At 41.7% G+C, this 25,744-nt stretch carries 32 protein-coding genes; 29 read left to right on the plus strand and 3 right to left on the minus strand.

The window, feature by feature from the left end:
* The first annotated feature begins 116 nt into the window (after positions 1–116).
* Complete coding sequence (dnaJ, locus tag JQ841_RS09535; RefSeq protein WP_001066308.1) at positions 117–1,253, plus strand: molecular chaperone DnaJ; 1,137 nt, start codon at positions 117–119, stop codon at positions 1,251–1,253.
* Positions 1,254–1,531: 278 nt separating this feature from the next.
* On the opposite strand, the gene JQ841_RS09540 is transcribed toward dnaJ, so the two are convergent.
* Both JQ841_RS09540 and JQ841_RS09545 read right to left on the minus strand, forming a co-directional pair.
* Positions 1,532–1,819: a hypothetical protein gene (locus JQ841_RS09540; protein WP_203180756.1), complete on the minus strand. Its 288-nt coding sequence runs from the start codon at positions 1,817–1,819 to the stop codon at positions 1,532–1,534.
* A 9-nt stretch (positions 1,820–1,828) separates the two neighbouring features.
* On the minus strand, positions 1,829–2,239 hold the full coding sequence (locus JQ841_RS09545; RefSeq protein WP_001278320.1) for an HIT family protein: 411 nt from the start codon (positions 2,237–2,239) through the stop codon (positions 1,829–1,831).
* Between the two features lie 67 nt (positions 2,240–2,306).
* Between JQ841_RS09545 and JQ841_RS09550 the strand changes: the two genes are divergently transcribed.
* Together JQ841_RS09550 and JQ841_RS09555 are read left to right on the plus strand one after the other, a co-directional pair.
* A complete protein-coding gene (locus JQ841_RS09550; RefSeq protein ID WP_203180757.1) occupies positions 2,307–3,038 on the plus strand; it encodes an ABC transporter ATP-binding protein in 732 nt (243 codons plus the stop codon).
* Positions 3,035–4,084, plus strand: a complete 1,050-nt coding sequence (locus JQ841_RS09555) for an ABC transporter permease (protein WP_203180758.1) — start codon at positions 3,035–3,037, stop codon at positions 4,082–4,084. The genes JQ841_RS09550 and JQ841_RS09555 overlap by 4 nt, the downstream gene beginning before the upstream one ends.
* Positions 4,085–4,145: 61 nt before the next feature.
* On the opposite strand, the gene JQ841_RS09560 is transcribed toward JQ841_RS09555, so the two are convergent.
* The gene (locus JQ841_RS09560; protein WP_203180759.1) at positions 4,146–4,475 is read right to left on the minus strand and encodes a helicase BlpT; all 330 of its coding nucleotides are present in this window, start codon (positions 4,473–4,475) and stop codon (positions 4,146–4,148) included.
* 295 nt (positions 4,476–4,770) lie between these two features.
* Here JQ841_RS09560 and JQ841_RS09565 point away from each other — a divergent pair, with 295 nt between their 5' ends.
* The 26 genes from JQ841_RS09565 to JQ841_RS09685 all read left to right on the plus strand — a co-directional run bounded on the left by JQ841_RS09565 (position 4,771) and on the right by JQ841_RS09685 (position 25,694).
* Positions 4,771–5,508: a response regulator transcription factor gene (locus JQ841_RS09565; RefSeq protein ID WP_050242242.1), complete on the plus strand. Its 738-nt coding sequence runs from the start codon at positions 4,771–4,773 to the stop codon at positions 5,506–5,508.
* A 13-nt stretch (positions 5,509–5,521) separates the two neighbouring features.
* Positions 5,522–6,871: a sensor histidine kinase gene (locus tag JQ841_RS09570; RefSeq protein WP_203180760.1), complete on the plus strand. Its 1,350-nt coding sequence runs from the start codon at positions 5,522–5,524 to the stop codon at positions 6,869–6,871.
* A gap of 68 nt (positions 6,872–6,939) precedes the next feature.
* On the plus strand, positions 6,940–7,296 hold the full coding sequence (locus tag JQ841_RS09575; RefSeq protein WP_203180761.1) for a hypothetical protein: 357 nt from the start codon (positions 6,940–6,942) through the stop codon (positions 7,294–7,296).
* 291 nt (positions 7,297–7,587) lie between these two features.
* Positions 7,588–7,707 carry a PncF family bacteriocin immunity protein gene (locus JQ841_RS10045; protein WP_004269601.1) on the plus strand — a complete coding sequence of 40 codons (120 nt, stop codon included), beginning with the start codon at positions 7,588–7,590 and terminating at the stop codon, positions 7,705–7,707.
* A gap of 440 nt (positions 7,708–8,147) precedes the next feature.
* Positions 8,148–8,552 (plus strand): hypothetical protein, encoded by a 405-nt coding sequence (locus JQ841_RS09580; RefSeq protein WP_020903123.1) that lies wholly within the window; start codon positions 8,148–8,150, stop codon positions 8,550–8,552.
* Positions 8,553–8,634: 82 nt separating this feature from the next.
* Entirely contained in the window at positions 8,635–9,018 is a 384-nt protein-coding gene (locus JQ841_RS09585) for an immunity protein (protein WP_203180762.1), read from the plus strand.
* A 51-nt stretch (positions 9,019–9,069) separates the two neighbouring features.
* Positions 9,070–9,759 carry a CPBP family intramembrane glutamic endopeptidase gene (locus tag JQ841_RS09590; protein ID WP_101776849.1) on the plus strand — a complete coding sequence of 230 codons (690 nt, stop codon included), beginning with the start codon at positions 9,070–9,072 and terminating at the stop codon, positions 9,757–9,759.
* Positions 9,760–9,799: 40 nt separating this feature from the next.
* Positions 9,800–10,048 (plus strand): immunity protein BlpZ, encoded by a 249-nt coding sequence (gene blpZ / locus JQ841_RS09595; RefSeq protein ID WP_101776850.1) that lies wholly within the window; start codon positions 9,800–9,802, stop codon positions 10,046–10,048.
* A gap of 29 nt (positions 10,049–10,077) precedes the next feature.
* The gene (locus JQ841_RS09600) at positions 10,078–10,689 is read left to right on the plus strand and encodes a CPBP family intramembrane glutamic endopeptidase (protein WP_153192879.1); all 612 of its coding nucleotides are present in this window, start codon (positions 10,078–10,080) and stop codon (positions 10,687–10,689) included.
* A gap of 160 nt (positions 10,690–10,849) precedes the next feature.
* The gene (ccrZ, locus tag JQ841_RS09605; protein ID WP_000362999.1) at positions 10,850–11,644 is read left to right on the plus strand and encodes a cell cycle regulator CcrZ; all 795 of its coding nucleotides are present in this window, start codon (positions 10,850–10,852) and stop codon (positions 11,642–11,644) included.
* Positions 11,641–12,276 (plus strand): tRNA (guanosine(46)-N7)-methyltransferase TrmB, encoded by a 636-nt coding sequence (trmB, locus tag JQ841_RS09610; RefSeq protein WP_203180763.1) that lies wholly within the window; start codon positions 11,641–11,643, stop codon positions 12,274–12,276. The genes ccrZ and trmB overlap by 4 nt, the downstream gene beginning before the upstream one ends.
* A gap of 125 nt (positions 12,277–12,401) precedes the next feature.
* Positions 12,402–12,881: a ribosome maturation factor RimP gene (gene rimP, locus JQ841_RS09615; protein ID WP_000338691.1), complete on the plus strand. Its 480-nt coding sequence runs from the start codon at positions 12,402–12,404 to the stop codon at positions 12,879–12,881.
* Positions 12,882–12,924: 43 nt separating this feature from the next.
* On the plus strand, positions 12,925–14,061 hold the full coding sequence (nusA, locus tag JQ841_RS09620; RefSeq protein ID WP_125452850.1) for a transcription termination factor NusA: 1,137 nt from the start codon (positions 12,925–12,927) through the stop codon (positions 14,059–14,061).
* 21 nt (positions 14,062–14,082) lie between these two features.
* Positions 14,083–14,376 carry an RNase P modulator RnpM gene (gene rnpM / locus JQ841_RS09625; RefSeq protein ID WP_000857557.1) on the plus strand — a complete coding sequence of 98 codons (294 nt, stop codon included), beginning with the start codon at positions 14,083–14,085 and terminating at the stop codon, positions 14,374–14,376.
* Positions 14,369–14,668, plus strand: a complete 300-nt coding sequence (locus JQ841_RS09630; protein WP_001041390.1) for a YlxQ-related RNA-binding protein — start codon at positions 14,369–14,371, stop codon at positions 14,666–14,668. The genes rnpM and JQ841_RS09630 overlap by 8 nt, the downstream gene beginning before the upstream one ends.
* Before the next feature lie 16 nt (positions 14,669–14,684).
* Positions 14,685–17,486, plus strand: coding sequence for a translation initiation factor IF-2 (gene infB / locus JQ841_RS09635; RefSeq protein ID WP_203180764.1), 2,802 nt, complete (start codon positions 14,685–14,687; stop codon positions 17,484–17,486).
* Between the two features lie 251 nt (positions 17,487–17,737).
* On the plus strand, positions 17,738–18,088 hold the full coding sequence (rbfA, locus tag JQ841_RS09640; protein WP_001273601.1) for a 30S ribosome-binding factor RbfA: 351 nt from the start codon (positions 17,738–17,740) through the stop codon (positions 18,086–18,088).
* 207 nt (positions 18,089–18,295) lie between these two features.
* On the plus strand, positions 18,296–18,478 hold the full coding sequence (locus JQ841_RS09645; RefSeq protein ID WP_138337533.1) for a hypothetical protein: 183 nt from the start codon (positions 18,296–18,298) through the stop codon (positions 18,476–18,478).
* Positions 18,479–18,742: 264 nt separating this feature from the next.
* Positions 18,743–18,976 (plus strand): DUF1858 domain-containing protein, encoded by a 234-nt coding sequence (locus JQ841_RS09650; protein WP_000368739.1) that lies wholly within the window; start codon positions 18,743–18,745, stop codon positions 18,974–18,976.
* Positions 18,976–20,310: a DUF438 domain-containing protein gene (locus tag JQ841_RS09655; RefSeq protein ID WP_203180765.1), complete on the plus strand. Its 1,335-nt coding sequence runs from the start codon at positions 18,976–18,978 to the stop codon at positions 20,308–20,310. Before JQ841_RS09650 ends, JQ841_RS09655 begins: the two co-directional genes overlap by 1 nt.
* Before the next feature lie 9 nt (positions 20,311–20,319).
* A complete protein-coding gene (locus JQ841_RS09660; RefSeq protein WP_000119707.1) occupies positions 20,320–20,574 on the plus strand; it encodes a DUF1912 family protein in 255 nt (84 codons plus the stop codon).
* A gap of 95 nt (positions 20,575–20,669) precedes the next feature.
* A complete protein-coding gene (locus JQ841_RS09665; protein ID WP_000038635.1) occupies positions 20,670–21,065 on the plus strand; it encodes a helix-hairpin-helix domain-containing protein in 396 nt (131 codons plus the stop codon).
* A 281-nt stretch (positions 21,066–21,346) separates the two neighbouring features.
* Complete coding sequence (locus tag JQ841_RS09670) at positions 21,347–21,925, plus strand: flavin reductase family protein (RefSeq protein WP_084947421.1); 579 nt, start codon at positions 21,347–21,349, stop codon at positions 21,923–21,925.
* Positions 21,912–22,472, plus strand: a complete 561-nt coding sequence (locus tag JQ841_RS09675; RefSeq protein ID WP_203180766.1) for a GNAT family N-acetyltransferase — start codon at positions 21,912–21,914, stop codon at positions 22,470–22,472. The genes JQ841_RS09670 and JQ841_RS09675 overlap by 14 nt, the downstream gene beginning before the upstream one ends.
* Positions 22,472–23,050, plus strand: coding sequence for an AAA family ATPase (locus JQ841_RS09680; protein WP_203180767.1), 579 nt, complete (start codon positions 22,472–22,474; stop codon positions 23,048–23,050). The genes JQ841_RS09675 and JQ841_RS09680 overlap by 1 nt, the downstream gene beginning before the upstream one ends.
* A complete protein-coding gene (locus tag JQ841_RS09685; RefSeq protein ID WP_203180768.1) occupies positions 23,043–25,694 on the plus strand; it encodes a valine--tRNA ligase in 2,652 nt (883 codons plus the stop codon). Before JQ841_RS09680 ends, JQ841_RS09685 begins: the two co-directional genes overlap by 8 nt.
* Positions 25,695–25,744 lie beyond the last annotated feature (50 nt).

Genomic DNA, 25,744 nt, shown 5'->3' on the forward strand with positions numbered 1-25,744 from the left:
AATTGAACACGGGCTACGGACTGTGCCAAAAAGATAGTTTTTTCTAGGACGCAAGCGTCCGTCGTCAAAACTCCTATTTTGGCTGTGTCCGTTTGACGCCCTTTGTATCTTGAATTATGAACAATACTGAATTTTATGATCGTCTGGGGGTGTCAAAAAACGCTTCGGCAGACGAAATCAAAAAGGCTTATCGTAAGCTTTCGAAAAAATACCACCCAGATATCAACAAGGAGCCTGGTGCTGAGGAAAAGTACAAGGAAGTTCAGGAAGCCTATGAGACTTTGAGTGACGACCAAAAACGTGCTGCCTATGATCAATATGGTGCGGCTGGAGCCAACGGTGGCTTTGGTGGAGCTGGTGGTTTCGGCGGTTTCGATGGGGCAGGAGGCTTCGGTGGTTTCGAAGATATCTTCTCAAGTTTCTTCGGCGGAGGCGGTGCTTCACGCAATCCAAATGCTCCTCGTCAGGGGGATGACCTCCAATACCGTGTGAATTTGACCTTTGAAGAAGCTATTTTTGGAGCTGAAAAAGAGGTTAAGTACAATCGTGAAGCAAGCTGTAGTACATGTAATGGCTCAGGTGCTAAGCCAGGAACAAGTCCCGTCACTTGTGGACGCTGTCATGGCGCTGGTGTCATTAACGTCGATACGCAGACTCCGCTTGGTATGATGCGTCGCCAAGTAACCTGTGATGTCTGTCACGGTCGCGGAAAAGAAATCAAAGATCCATGTACAACCTGTCACGGAACAGGCCATGAGAAACAAGCTCATAGCGTACATGTGAAAATCCCTGCTGGTGTGGAAACTGGTCAACAAATTCGCCTAGCAGGCCAAGGTGAAGCTGGCTTTAATGGTGGACCTTATGGTGACTTGTATGTAGTGGTTTCTGTGGAAGCCAGCGACAAGTTTGAACGTGAAGGAACGACTATCTTCTACAATCTCAACCTCAACTTTGTCCAAGCAGCTCTTGGTGACACAGTTGATATCCCAACTGTTCATGGTGATGTTGAATTAGTTATCCCAGAGGGAACTCAGACTGGTAAGAAATTCCGTCTACGTGGCAAGGGAGCTCCAAGTCTTCGTGGTGGTGCAGTTGGTGACCAATACGTTACCGTTAATGTCGTAACACCGACAGGCTTGAATGACCGCCAAAAAGCAGCTTTGAAAGAATTCGCAGCTGCAGGAGATTTAAAAGTCAATCCAAAGAAAAAAGGCTTCTTTGACCACATTAAAGATGCCTTTGAAGGAGAATAAAACCAAAAGAGCCGTTGGGCTCTTTTTGGTTTATAGATTTTTTAAGACTTTCCTTAAGTAATGACGGACGGTAGCGACCTTCTTCGAAGTTCCATACCTAAACTTTGAGCCTAGGTCTCAAAGTTTCCGTACACCTGAAACCAAGCTGTTTCAGGTATTTTCATTACGGCGGAAAGTCTTCGATTTAGTTGTGAAATGGTGAATGAGTTGCCTAAATTATGATGTATTGTTGATGTAATATAGCTTGTTTATGTTTTAAAAAGAGCAGTCGGGCTCTTTTACTTATCTTCAGTTTCCTGTGTTTCTTTGATCACAGCTAGTCTAGTCTGGATATCCTTTTCCAAGACCTTAAATTTGTAAGTCAGGTCTTCTTGGTATTCCTTGATGAGTTCTTTTTGCTGGTCAATGATTTGCAGGCTGTTTTGGATAATATCCACATCATCCTTGATAGCTTGAACACGGTCAGTGGTATTCAAGACTTCATCTGTGATGGTTTGGCGATTTTTTGTGATCAGATAACTTCCAGCTGCAGCTCCTGCAAATAGCAGTAGGTTGGATAATTTCATGGCAACTCCTTAGGCATTTTTGATGGTTTCAGCGACTTGAGCGAGTTTGTCAAAGTCTGGTTCGTGGGCGATAAAATCAATCTTGAGGTCATCGTCCGCACTGTAGCGAGGCACGAGGTGAACGTGGGTATGAAAGACGGTTTGCCCTGCGACTTCTTCACAGTTGGCAATGATATTCATGCCAGCAGCCTTGGTAGCCTTCATGACTTTTTGGGCCACTTTTGGTACTTGGGCAAAGAGTTGGCTGGCACTAGTAGCGTCCATTTCCAAAAGATTGCGATAGTGTTCTTTTGGTACGACCAAGGTGTGTCCTGGTGTCACTTGAGAGATATCAAGAAAGGCAAGAACCTGCTCATCTTCATATACTTTTGAAGCAGGGATTTCCCCTGCGATGATTTTACAAAAAATGCAATCTGACATAAAATCTACCTCTACTGTATTGAATTTTGATATAATATAGCTACATTATACCAGATTTGGAGAAAATATGTTAGAAATTAAAAACCTGACAGGTGGCTATGTCCATGTCCCTGTTTTGAAAGATGTGTCTTTTACCGTTGAAAGTGGACAGTTGGTCGGTTTGATTGGTCTCAATGGTGCTGGTAAATCGACGACTATTAATGAGATTATCGGTCTGTTGACACCTTATAGTGGTTCCATCAATATCAATGGCTTGACCCTGCAAGAAGATGCAACGAGCTACCGCAAGCAAATTGGCTACATTCCTGAGACACCTAGCTTGTATGAGGAATTGACCCTCAGAGAGCATATCGAAACGGTTGCCATGGCTTATGGTATTGAGCAGAAAGTAGCTTTTGATCGACTAGAACCTTTGTTAAAAATGTTCCGTTTGGACCAGAAATTAGATTGGTTCCCTGTTCATTTTTCAAAAGGGATGAAGCAGAAGGTCATGATTATCTGTGCTTTTGTGGTGGATCCTAGTCTTTTCATCGTGGATGAGCCTTTCCTTGGTCTTGATCCGCTGGCTATTGCTGACTTGATTCAGCTTTTGGAAGTGGAAAAGCAAAAGGGTAAGTCTATTCTCATGAGTACTCACGTGCTGGATTCGGCGGAGAAGATGTGTGATGCCTTTGTCATTCTCCATAAGGGAGAGGTGCGTGCTAAGGGAAATCTCCTGCAACTGCGCGAAGCCTTTGATATGCCTGAGGCTAGTTTGAATGATATTTACTTGGCTCTGACCAAAGAGGAGGAGCTATGAAAGACTTGTTTTTAAAGAGAAAGCAGGCTTTTCGTAAGGAGTGTCTTGGTTATCTGCGCTATGTTCTCAATGACCACTTTGTCTTGTTCCTGCTTGTCCTGCTGGGCTTTCTAGCCTACCAGTACAGTCAACTCTTACAACATTTTCCTGAAAATCATTGGCCCATCCTTTTGTTTGTAGGAATTACGTCTGTTTTACTGTTGCTTTGGGGAGGAATTGCCACCTATATGGAGACTCCAGACAAGCTCTTTCTCTTAGTTGGAGAAGAGGAAATCAAGCTACATCTCAAGCGTCAAACTGGTATTTCCCTAGTCTTTTGGCTCTTTGTCCAAACCCTTTTCTTGCTTTTATTTGCGCCTTTATTTTTAGCCATGGGTTATGGCTTGCCTGTTTTTCTGGTCTATGTGCTTTTATTGGGAGTAGGTAAATATTTCCTCTTTCGTCAAAAGGCCAACAAATTTTTCACTGAAACTGGACTGGACTGGGACTATATTATTTCCCAAGAAAGTAAGCGTAAGCAAGTCTTGCTTCGTTTCTTTGCCCTCTTTACTCAGGTCAAGGGAATTTCAAACAGCGTCAAGCGTCGTGCCTATCTGGACTTTATCTTAAAGGCTGTTCAGAAGGTGCCTGGGAAGATTTGGCAAAATCTCTATCTGCGTTCTTATTTGCGAAATGGAGACCTCTTTGCCCTCAGTCTCCGTCTGCTCTTGCTTTCCATACTGGCACAGGTCTTTATTGAGCAAGCTTGGATTGCGACAGCAGTGGTAGTGCTGTTTAACTACCTCTTGCTCTTCCAGTTGCTGGCCCTCTATCATGCCTTTGACTACCAGTATTTGACCCAACTCTTTCCACTGGACAAGGGGCAAAAGGAAAAAGGCTTGCAGGCAGTGGTCAGAGGATTGACCAGTTTTGTTTTATTTGTGGAATTAATTGTCGGCCTTGTGACCTTCCAAGAAAAACTGCCCCTTCTAGCCTTGCTGGGTGCAGGTTTGGTTTTACAAGTCTTGTACCTACCTTATCAGGTAAAACGTCAGATGCAGGACTAACATTGCTTATATGATATTAAAAAAGAAGTTGAGTTCAGTTTGTCTCAGCTTCTTTTATTTTCTACAAGATAATGGTTGGTCCGTAGAGACTCAACTTGGTCTTGACCTGATCAAAGTGGAAGCGGTCATAGGCTCGCCAAGCGGCGCGAGTAGGAGCATCTGGATCAAGAGCGCTGAGTCCCATGAGAAGACTGGAAGTCTGGTAAAATTTTTCCAATTCAATCAAGACTCGATTATCCACTGTCTCAGCCTTGGCTAGAAAGCTAAGAATAGAGTTTAATTGCTCCTGAAAGCGGACGTCGTCAGCGGTTGCCTGTTTGCATGCTTGGTAGGCTTTGTTTAAGTCCGTAATCAAAGTCTGAGCTGTTTTGATGGGATTTGTATCGGTCATGAGAATTCCTCCTTTAATCGGGGTGCCAGTTTTACTTCTAGCAACTGTGTTTTGGTACTGTTAGTCTATCACTTTTATCTCCTTTTTCACCATCAAATCTTTAATTGTTCTTGAAATTTCCTGAATGGTAGTGTTAAGATTTTATGATAAAATAGTTGTAAGATTATCATGCTTATTTGAGGAACAAGCTACCTTTCAGGAGCTTTGAAGGCCTATTTAAGATTTGGTGGGCTTGTGTCAGAGTATTTTTGCTATTCTCTTTTTAGGAAGAAATTGAAACAAGGGGAGTAAGAAGATGAGAATATTTGTTTTAGAAGATGATTTTTCCCAGCAGACTAGGATTGAAACGACGATTGAGAAACTCTTGAAGGAACATCATATCATTCCCAGTTCTTTTGAGGTCTTTGGCAAGCCAGACCAACTGCTGGCAGAGGTGCATGAGAAGGGGGCGCATCAGCTATTCTTTTTGGACATTGAGATTCGAAATGAGGAGATGAAGGGTCTAGAGGTAGCTAGAAAGATTCGGGATCGAGATCCCTATGCCCTGATTGTCTTTGTGACGACTCACTCAGAGTTTATGCCCCTGTCCTTTCGCTACCAAGTGTCTGCTTTGGACTACATTGATAAGGCCTTGTCGGCAGAGGAGTTTGAATCTCGTATCGAGACAGCCCTCCTCTATGCCAATAGTCAAGATAGTAAAAGTCTGGCGGAAGATTGCTTTTACTTTAAATCAAAATTTGCCCAATTCCAGTATCCTTTTAAAGAGGTTTATTATCTCGAAACATCGCCCAGAGCCCATCGTGTTATTCTCTATACCAAGACAGACAGGCTGGAATTTACAGCGAGTTTAGAGGAGGTTTTCAAGCAGGAACCCCGTCTCTTGCAGTGCCATCGCTCTTTTCTCATCAATCCTGCCAATGTAGTTCGTTTGGATAAGAAAGAAAAACTGCTTTACTTTCCCAATGGTGGAAGCTGTATGATAGCGCGTTATAAGGTCAGGGAAGTGTCTGAGGCTATCAATAACTTGCATTGAGTTAGGAGAACTTATGTATAATATTTGGATTATATTGTATACACTTGTTACTCATGGGCTAGAAATTGTCATTTTCTTTAAGGTGGATGGAATTGGTATCACTTTTGAGAGGATTTTTAAGGCTTTTCTTTTTAAGATACTGTTGGCCTTTGTTTTTTTAATGATTGAATATATGGTAGGATATAATTACCTATTTTATTTTATGGAACCCTTGTACGGCATAGGCTTATCTTTCTTATTGTTAAGAGGACTTCCTAAAAAACTCCTTCTCTTTTATGGTCTCTTTCCAATGATATTAGTGAATCTCTTTCATAGAGGTGTTTCCTATTTTGTGCTTCCATTTTTGGGACAAGGGCAAGTATATGATGACTACTCATTTGCTTGGTTATGTATAATAATTTTCAATTTCTTCATTTCCCTAGTCTTTTTGAAATGGTTGGACTATGATTTCACTAACTTGAGAAGGGAGATTCTAGATAAAGCTTTTCAAAAGTCCCTTACTAAGATTAACTGGATAATGGGGGCTTACTATTTGGTGATACAAAATCTGTCTTACTTTGAATATGAACAGGGGATTCAATCAAAGACTGTTCGCCATCTCATCCTAGTCTTTTACTTGCTCTTTTTTATGGGAATTATTAAGAAATTGGATACCTATTTGAAGGACAAACTCCATGAGAGATTGGACCAAGAACAGGCCTTGCGCTACAGAGATATGGAACGCTATAGTCGGCATATAGAGGAGCTTTACAAAGAAGTACGGAGCTTTCGTCATGATTATACCAACCTCTTGACCAGCTTACGTCTGGGCATTGAAGAGGAGGATATGGAGCAGATAAAAGAGGTCTACGACTCGGTCTTAAAAGATTCCAGTGAGAAATTACATGACAATAAATATGACCTTGGCAGATTGGTGAATATTCGGGACCGTGCCCTCAAAAGTCTTCTAGCAGGGAAATTTCTAAAAGCTAGGGATAAGGACATTGTCTTTAATGTCGAAGTTCCTGAGGAGATTCAGGTAGAGGGGATGAGCCTACTTGATTTTCTAACCATTGTGTCTATCCTTTGTGACAATGCTATTGAAGCCAGTGCAGAGGCCAGTCAACCTCATGTTTCAATTGCTTTTTTAAAAAATGGAGAACAAGAGACCTTTATAATTGAAAATTCCATCAAAGAAGAGAGCATCGATATTTCTGAAATCTTCTCCTTTGGAGCAAGTTCTAAAGGGGAGGAGAGAGGAGTTGGTCTCTATACCGTCATGAAAATTGTGGAAAGCCATCCTAATACCAGTCTAAATACCACCTGTCAAAACCAAATCTTTCGTCAGGTTTTAACGGTTCACTCGATGTCAGTTGATGATTAGAAGATTTGTGGAAAGAAGTACTGCCTGTAGTCATCAATTAAAATGCCATAGTATATGAGGTACCCTATATGAATAAGAAATCCTTTTTTATCATCTGTTCTACGTTGATCATAGCATCAAATCTTCTCATGATTTCCGTGGTGAGCAAGGGAGAAGAAACAGGGAGCAACCTGTTTGTGATTGCTATAGCCTGTGTTTTGCTACCAGCCTTTTTATATGCAGTTGAAAACAGACTTACTTCAATGGTAAGAGTAGAATCAATACTCCTGATTCAGTTGACAGTTATATCCCTACTCCGTCTTATCAACAGAATAGGGAGTACGCCTGAAATCCTCAACCTTATCATTACCTTTATCGCTTTGGCAAGTGGGACAGCTGCTATCCTTGTTGCGATTATGAGAATATATGAGAACATACGGAAGTGAGGGTGAGTAGTTCTCTATTTTGTATTTTCACATTGTCAAGTTCCCCCAGGGCAAGTATGTTTTTCATGCTTGCTTTTTAAATTTTTTAACAATTCAAGATGTTTTGATGACCATTTATGATTTGGATGGAAAGTTTTAAAAAATAGTAGTATACTAACCTTATTAAGGTTGTAATAAGACGAAAGTAAAAAGAGGTATTCCTCGTGAATGCAAAAACAACGTTACAATTGGCTATTATGGTTGCTTAAAGGCTTGAGCCTGTAAGTAGAGGAACTGTACTTGGAGGTAATTATGGATTTCAAAAGTTTTCTTATTGTTTTTGTTGTTGGCATGTTTGTTTCTTTTATTACTTCTTTAATTAGGGAAAAATTTTTAAAATCTCCAAAGAAGAATAAAGATAGATCTAATTAGATAAAGAGATTTTTTATCGCTAGTTTAATCTACAGGGGAGTTTCTTTAATATTGTTTCGCCTGTCAAAATGATATGTGATAGCAGGATAAAAAATCTACAAATTAAGTTGGTATCATATGGTGTAAAGGGCAAGTATGTTTTCATGCTTGCTTTTTTTAATTTTTTACAATTCAAGATGTTTTGATGACCATTTGTGATTTCAGTGATCCAAGGTCAAAATGAGTGCTATACTAGCAGTGTAAAGGTTCTAGCTCAACAAACATTTAGGAGAAAATCTTATGAAGAAAAAAATACTGATCATTTTCGTTCTGTATCTGATTATGTCTATCCTTCTTTATCCGCTTAGGGAGAGTATTTGGTATCATCTATTTTATACCATAGCCTATATGATTGCGGTTATAATCTATCTTGCTTTAACTAAAAAGAAAGGAGCAAAGAAATGAAAACTTTTCTTGCTAAAAAACGGAACATCTTCCTTGCGAGATTGTTCTTAGGTCAGTTGCCTTTACTTGTCTCTACTTATCTATTTCTATCTCGTCAGTTTTTAAATTTTTCCTTGGTTTTCCAATTTCTTTTAGTGGTTATTAACTTGGCTTCTATTTTGGTCACTGTTTATCTCACTAGAGAAATGAGGATAAGAAAGTTTGAAGATGATGATTTGGTTAGTCCTAGAACCAATCAACTCATGTTCATCGGCTTGACAGGTTTTATGTCTATTATTTGTTTGTATAGAGGTGTCACAGCAGGAGAATCTTACCAACAACTAATTGCCTATATTGGCGCTATTCTCTGCTTGATTATTATGCTTCTACTCATTTGGGGCTTGAAGTATTATAAAAAGTAGCTTTCTATCCTTTTCTGGCTGGATATTTGAGTAGAAGGCTCTATTAAATTGTTAGTGAAATAAATGAATGGAGGTATTTAATATGAAATACAGATTATTTCTTGTTATTTTCTTGAGTAGTATTTTGAATATTCTTTTAGGGACATTTTTACAAATCTCTAATGAATCGATTGGGTGGATTGTTCTCTACAGTGGATTGTTTGAAGCAGGAGTTTTTCTTCTTACCAATAAAGGGTTTGCGGTCCAAATCAAGGAGGCAGACATTCAAAACCGTTTTAAATTTATTTTTAGGAAAACGATATGGTTTCAAATTCTTTTGCTTATCTTTGTGATGATTAAACTTTATCTTGGTTTGGATGCGAGGTTGATTTTATTCTATGGACATATTTTCATTGTCTTTAATGCTTTAGTATATCTATTATCTAGTAGTCGGGTTAGTCTTAAAAAGAACAAACTGTCTTCTTAATCTTGCAGTAGTAGAGCCTGGCAAGGGTAGGTCATAGTAGGGAGGAGTTCTATGAAAAAACACTCTATTCTTTTTAAAACGAGTGCAATTCTTTCTTATTTGTTTCTGTTTTTCGGACTGTCTTGGACGACCCAATTTTGGAGCAATTATTGGGAGTTCTCGTCTTGGGTAGGAAATATTATCTGGATTCGAAACATCATCAGCCTTCTCTTTATCTGCTTGATGATTTGGATTTTGGTTAGGTCGGGCCATGCTTATCTCTTTCGTATCCCTAGAAAAAAGTGGTTGAGCTATTCCGTCCTGACGGTGTTAGCCGCTGTTGTGCTTATCTGTTTTAACTATCTGACAGCTAAACACGTTCAGGGGACGAACGAAGGTTGGAATTTGTTTATTGCCTATAGTGAGACCAATTTTGCGGAGTTTGGTGTTTACCTAACCTTAATCGTACTAGGACCTCTGATGGAAGAATTGGTATGTAGGGGATTGCTTCAACATGCCTTCTTTAAGAATTCGAGATGGGGGCTGGATCTTCTCTTTCCGTCATTCTTATTTGCCTTGCCCCACTTTTCTAGCTTGCCAAGTTTCGCAGATATTCTTGTCTATACGGCAGTGGGCTGTCTATTTGCCTGGCTAACGCGTTATACGAAGAGTATCTATCCTTCTTATTCGATTCATATTGTTAATAATATCATTGCAAACTTACCATTTTTGCTCACTTTTCTACATAGGGTCTTGGGGTAAAAAATAAAAGGCTTGCTTTTCAGCTATAGAGGAGGTTATCATGTATAAACACTTATTTTTCCTAGATTCCAAAACCTTAGACTGGTTGACGCCCTATATTCTAGTCTTGGCTTCTGACACCATTGCCTTTAATGTTTTTGTGCTAACCTTTGTATCTGTTGTGATCTTTTATTTTCTGAATCCCATGCTATCTTTAATGGCTATCTTCTTAGGGGCTGGTTATGTGGTCGGATTTTGGTTACTCAAATGGTTTGTTTTGGAAAGGTTAGAGCTAAAGGATGACGCGTAGGAAGTCTGTTTGGTGAGGAGGATAGCTTTATGGAGTTTTTTGATAAATTTCATGCCTTGTGCTTTGGATTTTTAGTACTACTAATCGTCATTACAGTTCCTTATACGATTAACCATGGGGACTTTTTTCAAAATGAATCTGAATTGATTATTGTAAGTCTTCTTGTAACATCGCTGAGTGTTACTTATGCTAGAAAGTTTGAAATGGTTTCTTTTGGGATGTTAAGCAAGAAACAACTTTTGCTTTTCATTGCAATCTTTTTTCTAAGCGTTCTTGAGACGCTAGTTTATATTCATTTCTTCGCTGTTTCTTCTGGCGCAGGAGTTCAACACTTGGCGGAAGTCAGCAGAGGAATTTCCCTGTCTTTGATTTTGACTTCCTCAGTTTTTGGCCCCATCCAGGAGGAACTCATTTTCAGAGGACTTCTTCAAGGTGCGGTTTTTGACAATTCTTGGTTAGGGATTGTACTGACTTCCTCTCTCTTTTCTTTTATGCATGGACCTTCTAATGTCCCTTCGTTTATTTTTTATCTACTTGGGGGCTTGTTACTGGGCTTTGCTTATAAAAAGAGCCAAAACCTATGGGTTTCTACTCTAGTTCACATGTTTTACAATGCTTGGCCACTCTTATATTATTTATAAAAATTATGAAAGGTAAGTAGAAGACGGTGCTTACCTTTTTCTTTCTATAATGATACCCAAGCCACCCCAGAGGCTTTTCTTTGAGAATCGGGCGTGGAGCGGTTGACGAATAGGCCAAAAACTAGTAGAATAGTAAGGAAACTTTATACGGAGGAAAGAAATGGATTTGGGTGATAATGAGCTAACACTGACTCCCATACCTGGGAAAAGTGGCAAGGCTTATATGGGTAGCTATCCTGATGGGAAGCGTATCTTTGTAAAAATGAACACCTCTCCAATCCTACCTGGTCTAGCTAGAGAACAAATTGCTCCACAATTATTATGGAGTCGCCGTTTGGCAGATGGGCGTGATATGTGTGCTCAAGAATGGTTGACAGGCAAGATATTGACCCCCTATGATATGAATCGTAAACAAATCGTCAATATTTTAACCCGTCTTCATCGCTCACGTCCGTTGATGACACAGTTGAGTCGTTTGGGGTATGCCATGGAAACACCTGTAGATTTACTGCAGTCTTGGCAGGAAACGGCTCCAGATGCTTTGCGTAAAAATCATTTTATCAGTGAAGTGATGGCTGATTTACGTCAGACTATTCCAGGATTTAGAGAGGACCATGCGACCATTGTCCATGGAGATGTACGACATAGTAATTGGATTGAGACAGACAGTGGCTTGATTTATTTGGTGGATTGGGATTCGGTTCGCTTGACCGACCGCATGTTTGATGTGGCCCACATGCTCTGCCATTATATTCCAGAACATCAGTGGAAGGAATGGTTGACCTACTACGGTTACAAGTACAATCAAACGGTATTAAATAAATTGTATTGGTACGGTCAATTGTCTTATTTGAGCCAGATTTCCAAGTATTATATGAACCAAGATTTAGAAAATGTCAATCGGGAGATCCATGGCTTGCGTCACTTCCGAGACAAGTATGGAAAGAGAAGATGAGAGTTAGAAATCGTAAAGGGGCGACAGAATTACTAGAGGCAAATCCCCAGTATGTGGTCCTCAATCCCTTGGAAGCCAAGGGAAAATGGCGGGACTTGTTTGGCAATGACAACCCCATTCATGTGGAAGTTGGAAGTGGAAAGGGAGCCTTTGTTTCAGGTATGGCTAAGCAAAACCCTGACATCAACTATATCGGGATTGATATTCAAAAGTCTGTTTTGAGCTACGCTTTGGACAAGGTGCTTGAAGTTGGAGTGCCTAATATCAAGCTCTTGTGGGTAGATGGTTCTGACTTGACTGACTACTTTGAAGACGGTGAGCTTGATCGCTTGTATCTGAATTTTTCAGATCCTTGGCCTAAAAAACGCCATGAAAAGCGTCGTTTGACCTACAAGACCTTCTTGGATACTTTCAAGCGTATCTTACCTGAAAATGGAGAAATTCATTTCAAGACGGATAATCGTGGCTTGTTTGAGTACAGTTTAGTGAGCTTTTCTCAGTATGGCATGAAGCTCAATGGTGTCTGGCTTGATTTACATGCTAGTGATTTTGAAGGCAATGTCATGACAGAATATGAGCAAAAATTCTCCAACAAGGGTCAAGTTATCTACCGAGTTGAGGCAGAATTTTAAGAAATAGCCTAAAATCAGGCTGTATAAGTGCTTTTGCTTTACATAAGTTGGCAAACGTGCTATACTAGTAGCAAGAATATGAAAAGTGAGGCGGGGAAATATCTTCGCCTCTTGCTTATGAGGAGGTGGACGCAATCGCAACAATCGTAGAATTAGTCAGAGAAGTTGTAGAACCTGTCATCCAAGCACCTTTCGAACTCGTGGATATCGAGTATGGAAAGATTGGCAGTGACATGATTCTCAGTATTTTTGTAGATAAACCTGAAGGAATTACCTTGAACGACACGGCAGACTTGACAGAAATTATCAGTCCTGTCCTAGACACCATCAAGCCAGATCCCTTCCCAGAACAATATTTCCTAGAAATCACTAGTCCAGGCTTGGAACGTCCTTTGAAAACCAAGGATGCCGTCGCTGGAGCGGTTGGGAAATACATCCATGTCGGGCTCTACCAAGCCATCGATAAGCAAAAGGTCTTTGAAGGAACCTTGTTGGCCTTCGAAGAGGACGAGTTGACCATGGAATATATGGACAAGACACGTAAGAAAACTGTCCAAATTCCATACAGTTTAGTATCAAAAGCACGTTTAGCAGTTAAATTATAGAAAAAGAAAGGATAGCTTTTGAGGATTCAAAAGTGAAGAAAACATGAGTAAAGAAATGCTAGAGGCCTTCCGCATTTTGGAAGAAGACAAGGGAATCAAAAAAGAAGATATCATCGACGCAGTAGTAGAGTCGCTTCGTTCCGCTTATCGCAGACGCTATGGTCAATCAGACAGCGTAGCCATTGACTTCAACGAAAAAACAGGTGACTTTACAGTTTATACTGTCCGTGAAGTTGTTGATGAAGTATTTGATAGCCGTTTGGAAATCAGCTTGAAAGATGCTCTTGCCATTAATTCAGCCTATGAACTTGGTGACAAAATCAAGTTTGAAGAAGCACCTGCTGAGTTTGGTCGTGTAGCAGCTCAATCTGCCAAACAAACCATCATGGAAAAAATGCGCAAGCAAACACGTGCCATCACTTACAATACTTACAAAGAGCATGAACAAGAAATCATGTCTGGTACTGTAGAACGATTTGACAACCGCTTTATCTATGTCAACCTCGGCAGCATCGAAGCCCAATTGTCAAAACAAGATCAAATTCCTGGTGAAGTTTTTGCTTCTCATGATCGTATTGAAGTTTATGTCTACAAGGTTGAAGACAACCCTCGTGGTGTGAATGTCTTTGTTAGTCGTAGCCATCCAGAGATGATCAAACGTTTGATGGAACAAGAAATTCCAGAAGTTTATGATGGAACTGTTGAAATCATGAGCGTGGCCCGTGAAGCTGGTGACCGTACTAAGGTTGCAGTTCGTAGCCATAATCCAAACGTGGACGCTATCGGTACAATCGTTGGACGCGGTGGTGCTAACATCAAGAAAATCACTAGCAAATTCCACCCAGCTCGCTACGATGCCAAGAGCGACCGTATGGTCCCAATCGAAGAAAACATCGACGTTATCGAGTGGGTAGCAGATCCAGCTGAATTTATCTACAATGCCATCGCTCCTGCAGAGGTTGACCAAGTTATCTTTGACGAAAACGACAGCAAACGTGCCTTGGTGGTTGTTCCTGATAACAAGCTTTCTCTTGCTATCGGTCGTCGTGGGCAAAACGTGCGCTTGGCAGCTCACTTGACTGGTTACCGTATCGATATCAAGTCTGCTAGCGAATTTGAAGCCATGGAAGAAGCTGGTTCGGTAGATTTTGAAGCAGAAAACGATACTGTAGAAGAATAAAAGCTGCTAGAGGAGGGAAAGATGAAAACGAGAAAAATCCCTTTGCGCAAGTCTGTTGTGTCCAATGAAGTGATTGATAAGCGTGATTTGCTCCGCATTGTTAAGAACAAGGAAGGACAAGTCTTTATCGATCCGACAGGCAAGGCCAATGGCCGTGGCGCTTATATCAAGCTAGACAATGCAGAAGCCTTAGAGGCTAAAAAGAAGAAGGTCTTTAACCGTAGCTTTGACATGGAAGTGGAAGAAAGCTTTTATGACGAGTTGATCGCTTATGTGGATCACAAAGTAAAAAGAAGAGAGTTAGGACTTGAATAAGCAAAAGATAAGCAATCTCTTGGGACTTGCTCAGAGAGCAGGGCGGATTATATCGGGTGAAGAATTGGTGGTCAAGGCCATTCAAGATGGCAAGGCCAAGTTGGTCTTTCTAGCCCATGATGCTGGACCCAATCTGACCAAGAAGATTCAAGATAAAAGTCATTATTATCAAGTAGAAATTGTAACCGTGTTTTCAACACTGGAATTAAGCATAGCAGTCGGGAAATCGAGAAAGGTTTTGGCTGTAACAGATGCTGGATTTACAAAGAAAATGAGGTCTCTTATGGAATAGAAGAGGAGGACATGATTTGTCTAAGAAAAGATTGTACGAAATCGCAAAAGAACTTGGAAAAGAAAGTAAAGAAGTTGTAGCGCGTGCAAAAGAGTTGGGCTTGGATGTGAAAAGCCACTCATCAAGTGTGGAAGAAGCTGTCGCTGCAAAAATCGCTGCCAGCTTTAAGCCTGCAGCTGCTCCAAAAGTAGAAGCAAAACCTGCAGCACCAAAAGCAAGTGCAGAAAAGAAAGCCGAAAAATCTGAGCCAGCTAAACCAGCTGTAGCCAAGGAAGAGGCAAAAACTGCTGAGCCAGTCGCTCCTAAAACAGAAAAAGTAGCAGCTAAACCGCAAAGTCGTAATTTCAAGGCTGAGCGTGAAGCCCGTGCCAAAGAGCAGGCAGAACGACGTAAGCAAAATAAGGGCAATAACCGTGACCAACAACAAAACGGCAACCGTCAGAAAAACGACGGCCGTAATGGTGGAAAACAAGGTCAAGGCAACCGCGACAATCGTCGCTTTAATGATCAAGCTAAGAAACAGCAAGGTCAGCAAAATCGTGCAAACGATCGCCGTCAACAAGAGGATAAGCGTCCAAATCAAGCGGCTCCACGCATTGATTTTAAAGCCCGTGCAGCAGCCCTAAAAGCAGAGCAAAATGCAGAATACGCACGTTCAAGCGAGGAACGCTTCAAGCAGTATCAAGCTGCTAAAGAAGCCTTGGCCCAAGCTAACAAACGCAAGGAACCAGAGGAAATCTTTGAAGAAGCGGCTAAGTTAGCTGAACAAGCGCAACAAGCACAGCAAGTTCAAGCAGTGGTTGAAGTCGTCCCTGAGAAAAAAGAACCTGCAGTGGATACACGTCGTAAAAAACAAGCTCGACCAGACAAAAATCGTGACGATTATGATCACGAAGAAGATGGTCCTAGAAAACAACAAAAGAATCGAAGTAGTCAAAATCAAGTGAGAAATCAAAAGAATAGTAACTGGAATAACAACAAGAAAAACAAAAAAGGCAATAACAAGAACAATCGTAATCAGGCTCCAAAACCTGTTACAGAGCGTAAATTCCATGAATTGCCAACAGAATTTGAATATACAGATGGTATGACTGTTGCGGAAATCGCAAAACGTATCAAACGTGAACCAGCTGAAATCGTTAAGAAACTCTTTATGATGGGTGTTATGGCCACACAAAACCAATCCTTGGATGGGGAAACAATTGAACTCCTCATGGTGGATTATGGTATCGAAGCCAAACAAAAGGTTGAAGTGGATAATGCCGACATCGAACGTTTCTTTGTCGAAGATGGTTATCTCAATGAAGATGAATTGGTTGAGCGTCCACCAGTCGTAACTATCATGGGACACGTTGACCACGGTAAAACAACACTCCTAGATACCCTTCGTAACTCTCGTGTTGCGACAGGTGAAGCAGGTGGTATCACTCAACATATCGGTGCCTACCAAATCGTGGAAAACGGCAAGAAGATTACCTTCCTCGATACACCAGGACACGCGGCCTTTACATCGATGCGTGCGCGTGGTGCGTCTGTTACCGATATTACTATCTTGGTTGTAGCGGCAGATGACGGAGTTATGCCTCAGACAATCGAAGCTATCAATCACTCAAAAGCAGCCAACGTTCCAATTATCGTAGCTATCAACAAGATTGATAAACCAGGTGCCAACCCAGAACGTGTTATCGGTGAATTGGCAGAGCATGGAGTTATGTCAACTGCTTGGGGTGGAGATTCTGAATTTGTTGAAATTTCAGCTAAATTCAACCAAAACATCGAAGAATTGTTGGAAACAGTCCTTCTTGTGGCAGAAATCCAAGAACTCAAGGCAGACCCAACAGTGCGTGCGATCGGTACCGTTATCGAAGCGCGCTTGGATAAAGGAAAAGGTGCGGTCGCAACCCTTCTTGTTCAACAAGGTACTTTGAATGTTCAAGACCCTATCGTTGTCGGAAATACCTTCGGTCGTGTCCGTGCTATGACCAATGACCTTGGTCGTCGTGTTAAAGTTGCTGGACCATCAACACCAGTTTCTATCACAGGTTTGAATGAAGCTCCAATGGCGGGTGACCACTTTGCCGTTTACGAAGATGAAAAATCTGCGCGTGCAGCAGGTGAAGAGCGTGCCAAACGTGCCCTTATGAAACAACGTCAAGCTACTCAACGTGTCAGTCTTGAAAACCTCTTTGATACACTTAAAGCTGGTGAACTCAAGTCAGTTAACGTTATCATCAAGGCCGACGTACAAGGTTCTGTTGAAGCCCTTTCTGCCTCACTTCAGAAAATCGATGTAGAAGGTGTTAAAGTTACCATTGTTCACTCAGCGGTCGGTGCCATCAACGAATCTGACGTGACTCTTGCCGAAGCTTCAAATGCCTTTATCGTTGGTTTCAACGTACGCCCTACACCACAAGCTCGTCAACAAGCTGAAGCTGACGATGTGGAAATCCGTCTCCACAGCATTATCTACAAGGTTATCGAAGAGATGGAAGAAGCCATGAAAGGGATGCTTGATCCAGAATTCGAAGAAAAAGTTATCGGTGAAGCAGTTATTCGTGAAACCTTCAAGGTGTCTAAAGTGGGAACTATCGGTGGATTCATGGTTATCAACGGTAAGGTTACTCGTGACTCTAAAGTCCGTGTTATCCGTGACGGTGTTGTTATCTATGATGGCGAACTCGCAAGCTTGAAACACTACAAAGACGACGTGAAAGAAGTTACAAACGGTCGTGAAGGTGGATTGATGATTGATGGCTACAATGACATCAAGACTGACGATGTGATTGAGGCCTATGTCATGGAAGAAATCAAACGATAAGATTTTTTGCTCCTTTCTTAGGTGGTGAGGGACGCAAGCAAACCGATGGTTTCATTGCTTATTTTTGAGCCTAGGGTCTCAAAAATCCCCTGTGATGGGACTGATAAATCAGTTCCATCACTTTCACCACGGCGAAAGAAGCGGATGAGTTCAAATTGAACTTCGTTTCAATTTGAATTAAAAATCAAGAAGTTTAAAAATAGCTAGGTCTGCTGGCCTAGCTTTTGGTTCGAAGTAGAGAAAGGAATATCATGGCAAATCATTTTCGTACGGATCGTGTGGGCATGGAAATCAAGCGTGAAGTCAATGAGATTTTGCAAAAGAAAGTCCGTGATCCGCGTGTCCAAGGTGTGACCATCACAGATGTTCAGATGCTAGGTGACTTGTCTGTTGCCAAGGTTTACTATACCATTTTGAGTAACCTTGCTTCAGATAATCAAAAAGCCCAAATCGGGCTTGAAAAAGCAACTGGTACTATCAAACGTGAACTTGGTCGCAATTTGAAATTGTACAAAATCCCAGATTTGACTTTCGTCAAAGACGAATCCATCGAATATGGAAACAAGATTGACGAAATGCTACGCAATCTGGATAAGAACTAAGAAGAGGGGCAACCCTCTTTTTTGGTGGAGGAAAAGGCAATAAAACATGCTGGCGGAACCTTTCCAGAGTTAAACATTATTAAAAAGCCTTATAAAATTCAACTTGTATGATATTATAGGAAATGAAAAGAGTAAATTTCACAGAAATAGCCAGCAAGACTGGTATCGTCAATATTTTGAAAGTGTAGTTAAACGAGGGAAGATAATATGGGGCCTATCAAAGCTTTTGCTAAAATTTATGGTAATTACTTTTTGACCGTGCAAGGTGTAAAAGTAATGAAAACGATAAAGAAAGATGACAATGTCGTTGTCGGTCTGGGGAAACTTTTTATTGCAGACAAGTTAATGGATACGGCTCGGTGGCTCATCAAGCCAGAGGAGAGAGAATGAAATTTTTCTGGGTCTTCTTGCTATTCTTTTTATCAAACCAATTTTTGGGATTGTGAAATTCTTTTGGATGATCATCTCTTTTGCAGTCCAATTGCTGTTTTACAAGCTATTATTTAAACTATTGGATTGGCTCTTTAAACTTATCTAGATGGTAATCCAAATCGCAGAGAACTAGCAGGAACTCCACTGCTAGTTTTTTAATCTCTTTCCTTGTGGTATAATAAAAGCAGTAAAATCATTTTAGAACATACAATGGAGGTCGTCATGGACAATATCATCGATGTGTCAATTCCCGTTGCAGAAGTGGTGGACAAGCATCCAGAAGTCTTGGAAATTCTAGTTGAGCTTGGTTTTAAACCCCTTGCTAATCCCTTGATGCGCAACACAGTTGGTCGTAAAGTATCACTCAAACAGGGTTCTAAGCTTGAAGGAACTCCTATGGACAAGATTGTCCGCACGCTGGAAGCAAATGGTTACGAAGTGATTGGATTAGACTAATGGCAGATGAACGAATTCATGTCCTGCGGGATATTTTGTTAGAATTGCATAATGGCGCCTCTCCTGAGTCGGTTCAGGAGCGTTTTGATGCGACCTTTACAGGTGTCTCAGCCATAGAGATTTCCCTCATGGAGCACGAGCTGATGAACTCAGACTCAGGTGTCACCTTTGAAGATGTTATGGAACTTTGCGATGTCCATGCTAATCTTTTTAAAAATGCTATTAAAAGTGTCGAAGTAGAGGATACTGAGCATCCAGGTCACCCAGTTCGGATTTTCAAAGAAGAAAATCTAGCCCTCCGTGCGGCCTTGATTCGCATTCGGAGATTGTTAGATACCTATGAGTCTATGGAAGATGAAGAAATGCTGGTGGAGATGCGTAAGGGCTTGGTGCGTCAGATGGGACTTGTGGGGCAATTTGACATCCACTACCAGCGCAAGGAAGAACTCTTCTTTCCTATCATGGAGCGCTATGGACACGATTCCCCTCCTAAGGTCATGTGGGGAGTGGATGACCAGATTAGGGAACTCTTTCAAACAGCTCTAACAACAGCCGAGTCACTGCCAGAAGTGTCAATTAGCAGCGTAAAAGAAGCTTTTGAAGCCTTTGCGACAGAGTTTGAAAGTATGATTTTCAAGGAAGAGTCCATCCTTCTCATGATTCTCCTTGAGTCCTTTACTCAGGATGACTGGCTTCAGATTGCGGAGGAGAGCGATACCTATGGCTATGCCATCATCCGTCCGTCTGAGAAATGGGTGCCAGAAAGACAGAGTTTTGTTGAGGAAAAGAGCGCAGAGGAGCCTATTCAGCTAGAAACGGTAGAGGGTCAAGTTCAGAAAGTCATCGATACGCCAGAAGGTCAGTTTACAATTACCTTTACTCCTAAGGAAAAGGAAGCAGTGCTGGACCGTCATAGTCAACAGTCTTTTGGCAATGGCTATCTCTCGGTCGAGCAGGCCAATCTCATTCTCAATCACCTCCCTATGGAGATTACTTTTGTCAATAAAGACGATATTTTCCAGTATTATAATGACAATACGCCGACTGACGAGATGATTTTCAAACGGACGCCGTCCCAAGTTGGGCGCAATGTTGAACTCTGTCATCCACCTAAGTATTTGGACAAGGTTAAGACCATTATGAAGGGGCTTCGTGAGGGTACTAAGGACAAGTATGAAATGTGGTTCAAGTCTGAGTCGCGAGGTAAGTTTGTCCACATCACCTACGCAGCAGTGCACGATGAAGAGGGAGAATTTCAAGGGGTGCTGGAGTATGTTCAGGATATTCAACCCTACCGTGAGATTGATACGGACTATTTCCGTGGATTAGAATAAGGAGAAAAAATGAGTTACGAACAAGAGTTTATGAAGGAATTTGAGGCTTGGGTCAATACCCAGATTATGATTAACGACATGGCGCACAAGGAAAGCCAAAAAGTCTATGAAGAAGACCAAGATGAGCGTGCCAAAGATGCCATGATTCGATACGAAAGTCGCTTGGATGCTTATCAGTTTTTGCTTGGTAAGTTTGAAAACTTCAAAGCAGGCAAGGGATTCCATGATTTGCCAGAAGGCTTGTTTGGTGAGAGAAATTATTAAACGAGATAGATTCTTGATTTTTTACTAAAATCTTGATAGAATATTTATATTAAATCCTTGTCAGAGCAGGGGTTTTTTATTGAAAGGATTTTATCATGTCAAAGAAACTCAATCGTAAAAAACAATTACGAAATAGCCTCCGTCGTGCAGGTGCTTTCTCAAGTACTGTGACGAAGGTTGTAGAAGAGACAAAAAAAGTCGTAAAACGTGCAGAACAGTCAGCAAGCCAAGCTGGTAAGGCTGTTTCTAAAAAAGTTGAACAAGCAGTAGAAGCTACCAAAGAGCAAGCTCAAAAAGTAGCCAATTCTGTAGAAGATTTTGCAGCAAACTTGGGTGGACTTCCACTTGACCGTGCCAAAACTTTCTATGATGAAGGAATCAAGTCTGCGTCAGATTTCAAAAACTGGACTGAAAAAGAACTCCTTGCCTTGAAAGGAATCGGCCCAGCTACTATTAAGAAATTGAAGGAAAATGGCATCAAGTTCAAGTAATTTTTCTTGATCCTTGCATTTCCGTCAAAATCTTGTTACAATAAAGCCATTAGAGGTGTTTTGAATCCCACATTTTACAGAAAGTGGCGGTGCTGAGAAGTCCACAAATGTGTCAAAACTGGTTGCTAATGGATGAAAAATGAAATAAAATTGTCTTTTTATTTTAAAGACGAGAGTTGCGGGCCTTGCCCGAATTTGGGTGGTACCGCGGATAAACACATTCGTCCCTGTCATGTAGATGGCAGGGTTTTTCTTTTGTATCTTGGTCAAAGGAGGTTGTCATGAAGCAATCTTTTAAAACAAGTAAACTCTATTATGGCTTTCCTATTTTCATTTTGGGATATCAGGATCAGAATTTTGGACACAATATTACGACCTGTAGCTCCTCTTATAGCTTGGGAGATTGGCTAGTCATTGGTGTCGGAGCTGAGGAAAATGCGGCTGAGCAAATCAAGCATTACCAGAAGTTTACTGTGAATATTCCTGATGAAAATCTCATGCTCGAGATGGAGCAGGCTGGTTTTATCAGTCATCGAGAGAAATTGAAACACCTGGGGCTAGACCACGAGATTTCTGAACAGACTCAGTCTCCGATTTTAGAGGCTTGTCCAGTCGTATTAGAATGTCAAGTTGATAGAATTATTGAGGAAGACGGTATTTGTCACATCTTTGCCAAGATTATCGAGCGACTGGTTAATTCTGAACTCTTGGATGATAAGGGACATTTTAAAAATGACCGTTTTGCGCCGACTTACTTTATGGGGGACGGGCATCAGCGCGTTTATCGTTATCTAGATGACCGAGTCAATCCCATGGGAAGCTTTATCAAGAAAGCGAGGAAGAAGGATGTCAAGAGCTGAATTGCCAGAACGATTAGAAACCGAACGACTCGTCCTACGAGTTCGTACAGTGACTGACGCTGAAGATATCCATGCCTATGCTAGTTTGCCAGAGGTCGCCTATCCAGCAGGCTTTCCTCCAGTCAAAACCCTTGAAGATGAGGTTTACTATCTGGAGCATATCCTTCCAGAACGCAATCAAAAGGACAATCTCCCAGCTGGCTATGGGATTGTCGTCAAAGGAACCGATAAAGTCATCGGCTCTGTTGATTTCAACCATCGGCACGAAGACGATGTACTGGAGATTGGCTACACCTTGCACCCAGACTATTGGGGTCGAGGTTATGTTCCAGAAGCAGCGCGAGCTTTGATTGACCTAGCTTTTAGAGAACTAGGTCTTCACAAGATTGAATTGACTTGTTTTGGTTATAATGTCCAAAGTAAACGAGTTGCAGAAAAACTTGGATTTACCCTCGAAGCTCGTATCCGAGACCGTAAAGATGTTCAAGGAAACCGCTGTGACAGTCTGATATATGGTTTGCTGAGGAGTGAGTGGGAGGTAATTTGATGCATGTTTTCATCATTGGTGCTCCGGCCTCAGGAAAAATGACCATTGGTCAAGAACTATCTCGACTGACGGATTCTACCCTCTTTTATAACCATCAAGCCATCGATTTTGCATTAGAAATCTATCAGGACTTTACAGAGGAAATGTGGGAATTTGTTCGTGGAATCACCTTTTCTTTCCTTGGAGCAAGTGCAAGAAATCAGCGATCAGTAATTTTAACTGACGTAATTGATTTTTCAAATCAGTACCAGCTGATGTATTTAAAGCAAATTCAGGATTTATTGGATGACTATCATCAAGAGATTCTTTTTGTGGAGTTGGAAACAAGTCTTGAGGAGCGCTTACATCGAAATCGAACGGAGAATCGATTAAAGCACAAACCCTTAAAACGACATATTGAGGTATCTGAAAGAGAAATTTTAGAGACTGCTGAAACACTTCAATTAAATTCCCAACATCAACCGAATGAGTTGTACCACTACCTTAAAATAAATAATACGAATTTGTCTGCAGAAGAAGTTGCTAAGCAAATTCAAAATAAAATGAACAAAATAGAGAAAGGACAAACACATGTCTAAAGAACTTTCACCTAAATACAATCCAGCCGAGGTTGAGGCTGGTCGTTACCAAAAATGGCTTGATGCTGATGTTTTCAAGCCTTCAGGCGATCAAAAGGCTAAGCCTTATTCTATCGTGATTCCACCACCAAACGTAACTGGGAAACTCCACCTTGGTCACGCTTGGGATACGACTCTTCAAGATATTATCATCCGTCAAAAACGCATGCAAGGTTTTGATACGCTTTGGCTTCCAGGGATGGACCACGCGGGGATTGCCACTCAAGCTAAGGTTGAGGAGCGCTTACGTGGTGAGGGTATTACGCGTTATGACCTAGGTCGTGAAAAATTCCTCGACAAGGTCTGGGAATGGAAAGACGAATATGCCACTACTATCAAGGAACAATGGGGCAAGATGGGGCTCTCTGTAGACTACTCTCGTGAGCGTTTCACTCTTGACGAAGGTTTGTCAAAAGCTGTTCGTAAGGTCTTTGTGGACCTTTACAAGAAAGGTTGGATCTACCGTGGTGAGTTTATCATCAACTGGGACCCAGCTGCTCGCACAGCCCTTTCTGATATCGAAGTTATCCACAAGGACGTAGAAGGTGCCTTCTATCACATGAACTACATGCTAGAAGACGGCTCACGCGCCCTTGAAGTGGCAACAACTCGTCCTGAGACTATGTTTGGGGATGTTGCCGTTGCGGTCAATCCAGAAGACCCACGCTACAAGGACTTGATCGGAAAAAATGTCATCCTTCCAATCGCTAATAAATTGATTCCAATCGTTGGGGATGAACACGCAGACCCTGAGTTTGGTACTGGTGTTGTGAAAATCACGCCTGCCCATGATCCAAACGACTTCTTGGTTGGTCAACGCCATAACTTGCCACAAGTCAACGTCATGAATGATGACGGAACCATGAATGACTTGGCCTTTGAATTTGCAGGCATGGACCGTTTTGAAGCTCGTAAGGCAGTCGTTGCCAAGTTGGAAGAAATCGGTGTCCTTGTTAAAATCGAAAAACGTGTTCACAGTGTTGGTCACTCAGAGCGTACAGGTGTTGTGGTTGAACCACGCTTGTCTACTCAGTGGTTCGTCAAGATGGACCAATTGGCTAAGAATGCTATTGCCAACCAAGATACAGAGGACAAGGTAGAATTCTACCCACCTCGTTTCAACGATACCTTCCTTCAATGGATGGAAAATGTACACGACTGGGTAATCTCTCGTCAGCTCTGGTGGGGTCATCAAATCCCTGCTTGGTACAATGCTGAGGGTGAAATGTACGTCGGTGAAGAAGCTCCAGAAGGTGACGGATGGACACAAGATGAAGATGTCTTGGATACTTGGTTCAGTTCTGCCCTTTGGCCATTCTCAACCATGGGCTGGCCTGATGTCGACTCAGCAGACTTCAAACGCTACTTCCCAACTTCAACCTTGGTAACAGGTTACGACATCATCTTCTTCTGGGTATCTCGTATGATCTTCCAATCCTTGGAATTTACTGGTCGTCAGCCATTCCAAAACGTGCTTATCCACGGTCTCATCCGTGACGAGCAAGGACGCAAGATGTCTAAATCTCTCGGAAACGGAATTGACCCTATGGATGTCATTGAGAAATACGGTGCTGATGCCCTTCGTTGGTTCCTTTCAAACGGTTCTGCACCAGGACAAGACGTGCGCTTCTCTTACGAGAAAATGGATGCTTCATGGAACTTCATTAACAAAATCTGGAACATCTCTCGCTACATCCTTATGAACAATGAAGGCTTGACCCTTGAGCAAGCAACTGCCAATGTCGAAAAAGTGGTCAACAAGGAAGCTGGAAATGTCACTGATCGCTGGATTCTCCACAACCTCAATGAAACAATCGGAAAAGCTACTGCCAACTTTGATAAGTTTGAGTTTGGTGTCGCTGGACATATCCTCTACAACTTCATCTGGGATGAGTTTGCGGACTGGTACGTTGAGTTGACTAAGGAAGTCCTTTACAGCGACAACGAAGAAGAGAAAGTTATCACACGTTCTGTTCTCCTTTACACTTTGGACAAGATCCTTCGTCTCCTCCACCCAATCATGCCATTTGTGACAGAGGAAATCTTTGGACAAATCTCAGAAGGCTCTATCGTTACAGCGGCTTACCCAACTGTCAATCCAGCCTTTGAAGACCTCGCTGCTCACACAGGTGTAGAGAGTCTCAAAGACTTGATCCGTGCCGTTCGTAATGCGCGTGCTGAAGTAAACGTAGCACCAAGCAAGCCTATCACCATCCTTGTTAAAACAAGCGATAGCGACTTGGAAGCCTTCTTTAACAGCAATGTCAACTACATCAAACGCTTCACAAATCCAGAACACTTGGAAATCGCATCAACCATCCCTGCCCCTGAACTCGCAATGTCAAGTGTCATCACAGGAGCAGAAATCTACTTGCCACTGGCTAATCTTCTCAATGTCGAAGAAGAGCTGGCTCGTCTCGACAAGGAACTCGCTAAATGGCAAAAAGAACTGGATATGGTCGGCAAGAAACTCTCTAACGAGCGCTTCGTAGCCAATGCCAAACCAGAAGTTGTCCAAAAAGAACGTGACAAACAAGCCGACTACCAAGCGAAATACGATGCGACCGTCGCACGTATTGATGAGATGAAGAAGTTGGTGAAATAAACACAGAAACACGGTGATGAGCCGTGTTTTTTGGTATAATGAAATCAATA

The sequence above is a fragment of the Streptococcus mitis genome (assembly GCF_905187535.1).
Taxonomy (GTDB): Bacteria; Bacillota; Bacilli; order Lactobacillales; family Streptococcaceae; genus Streptococcus; species Streptococcus mitis_BS.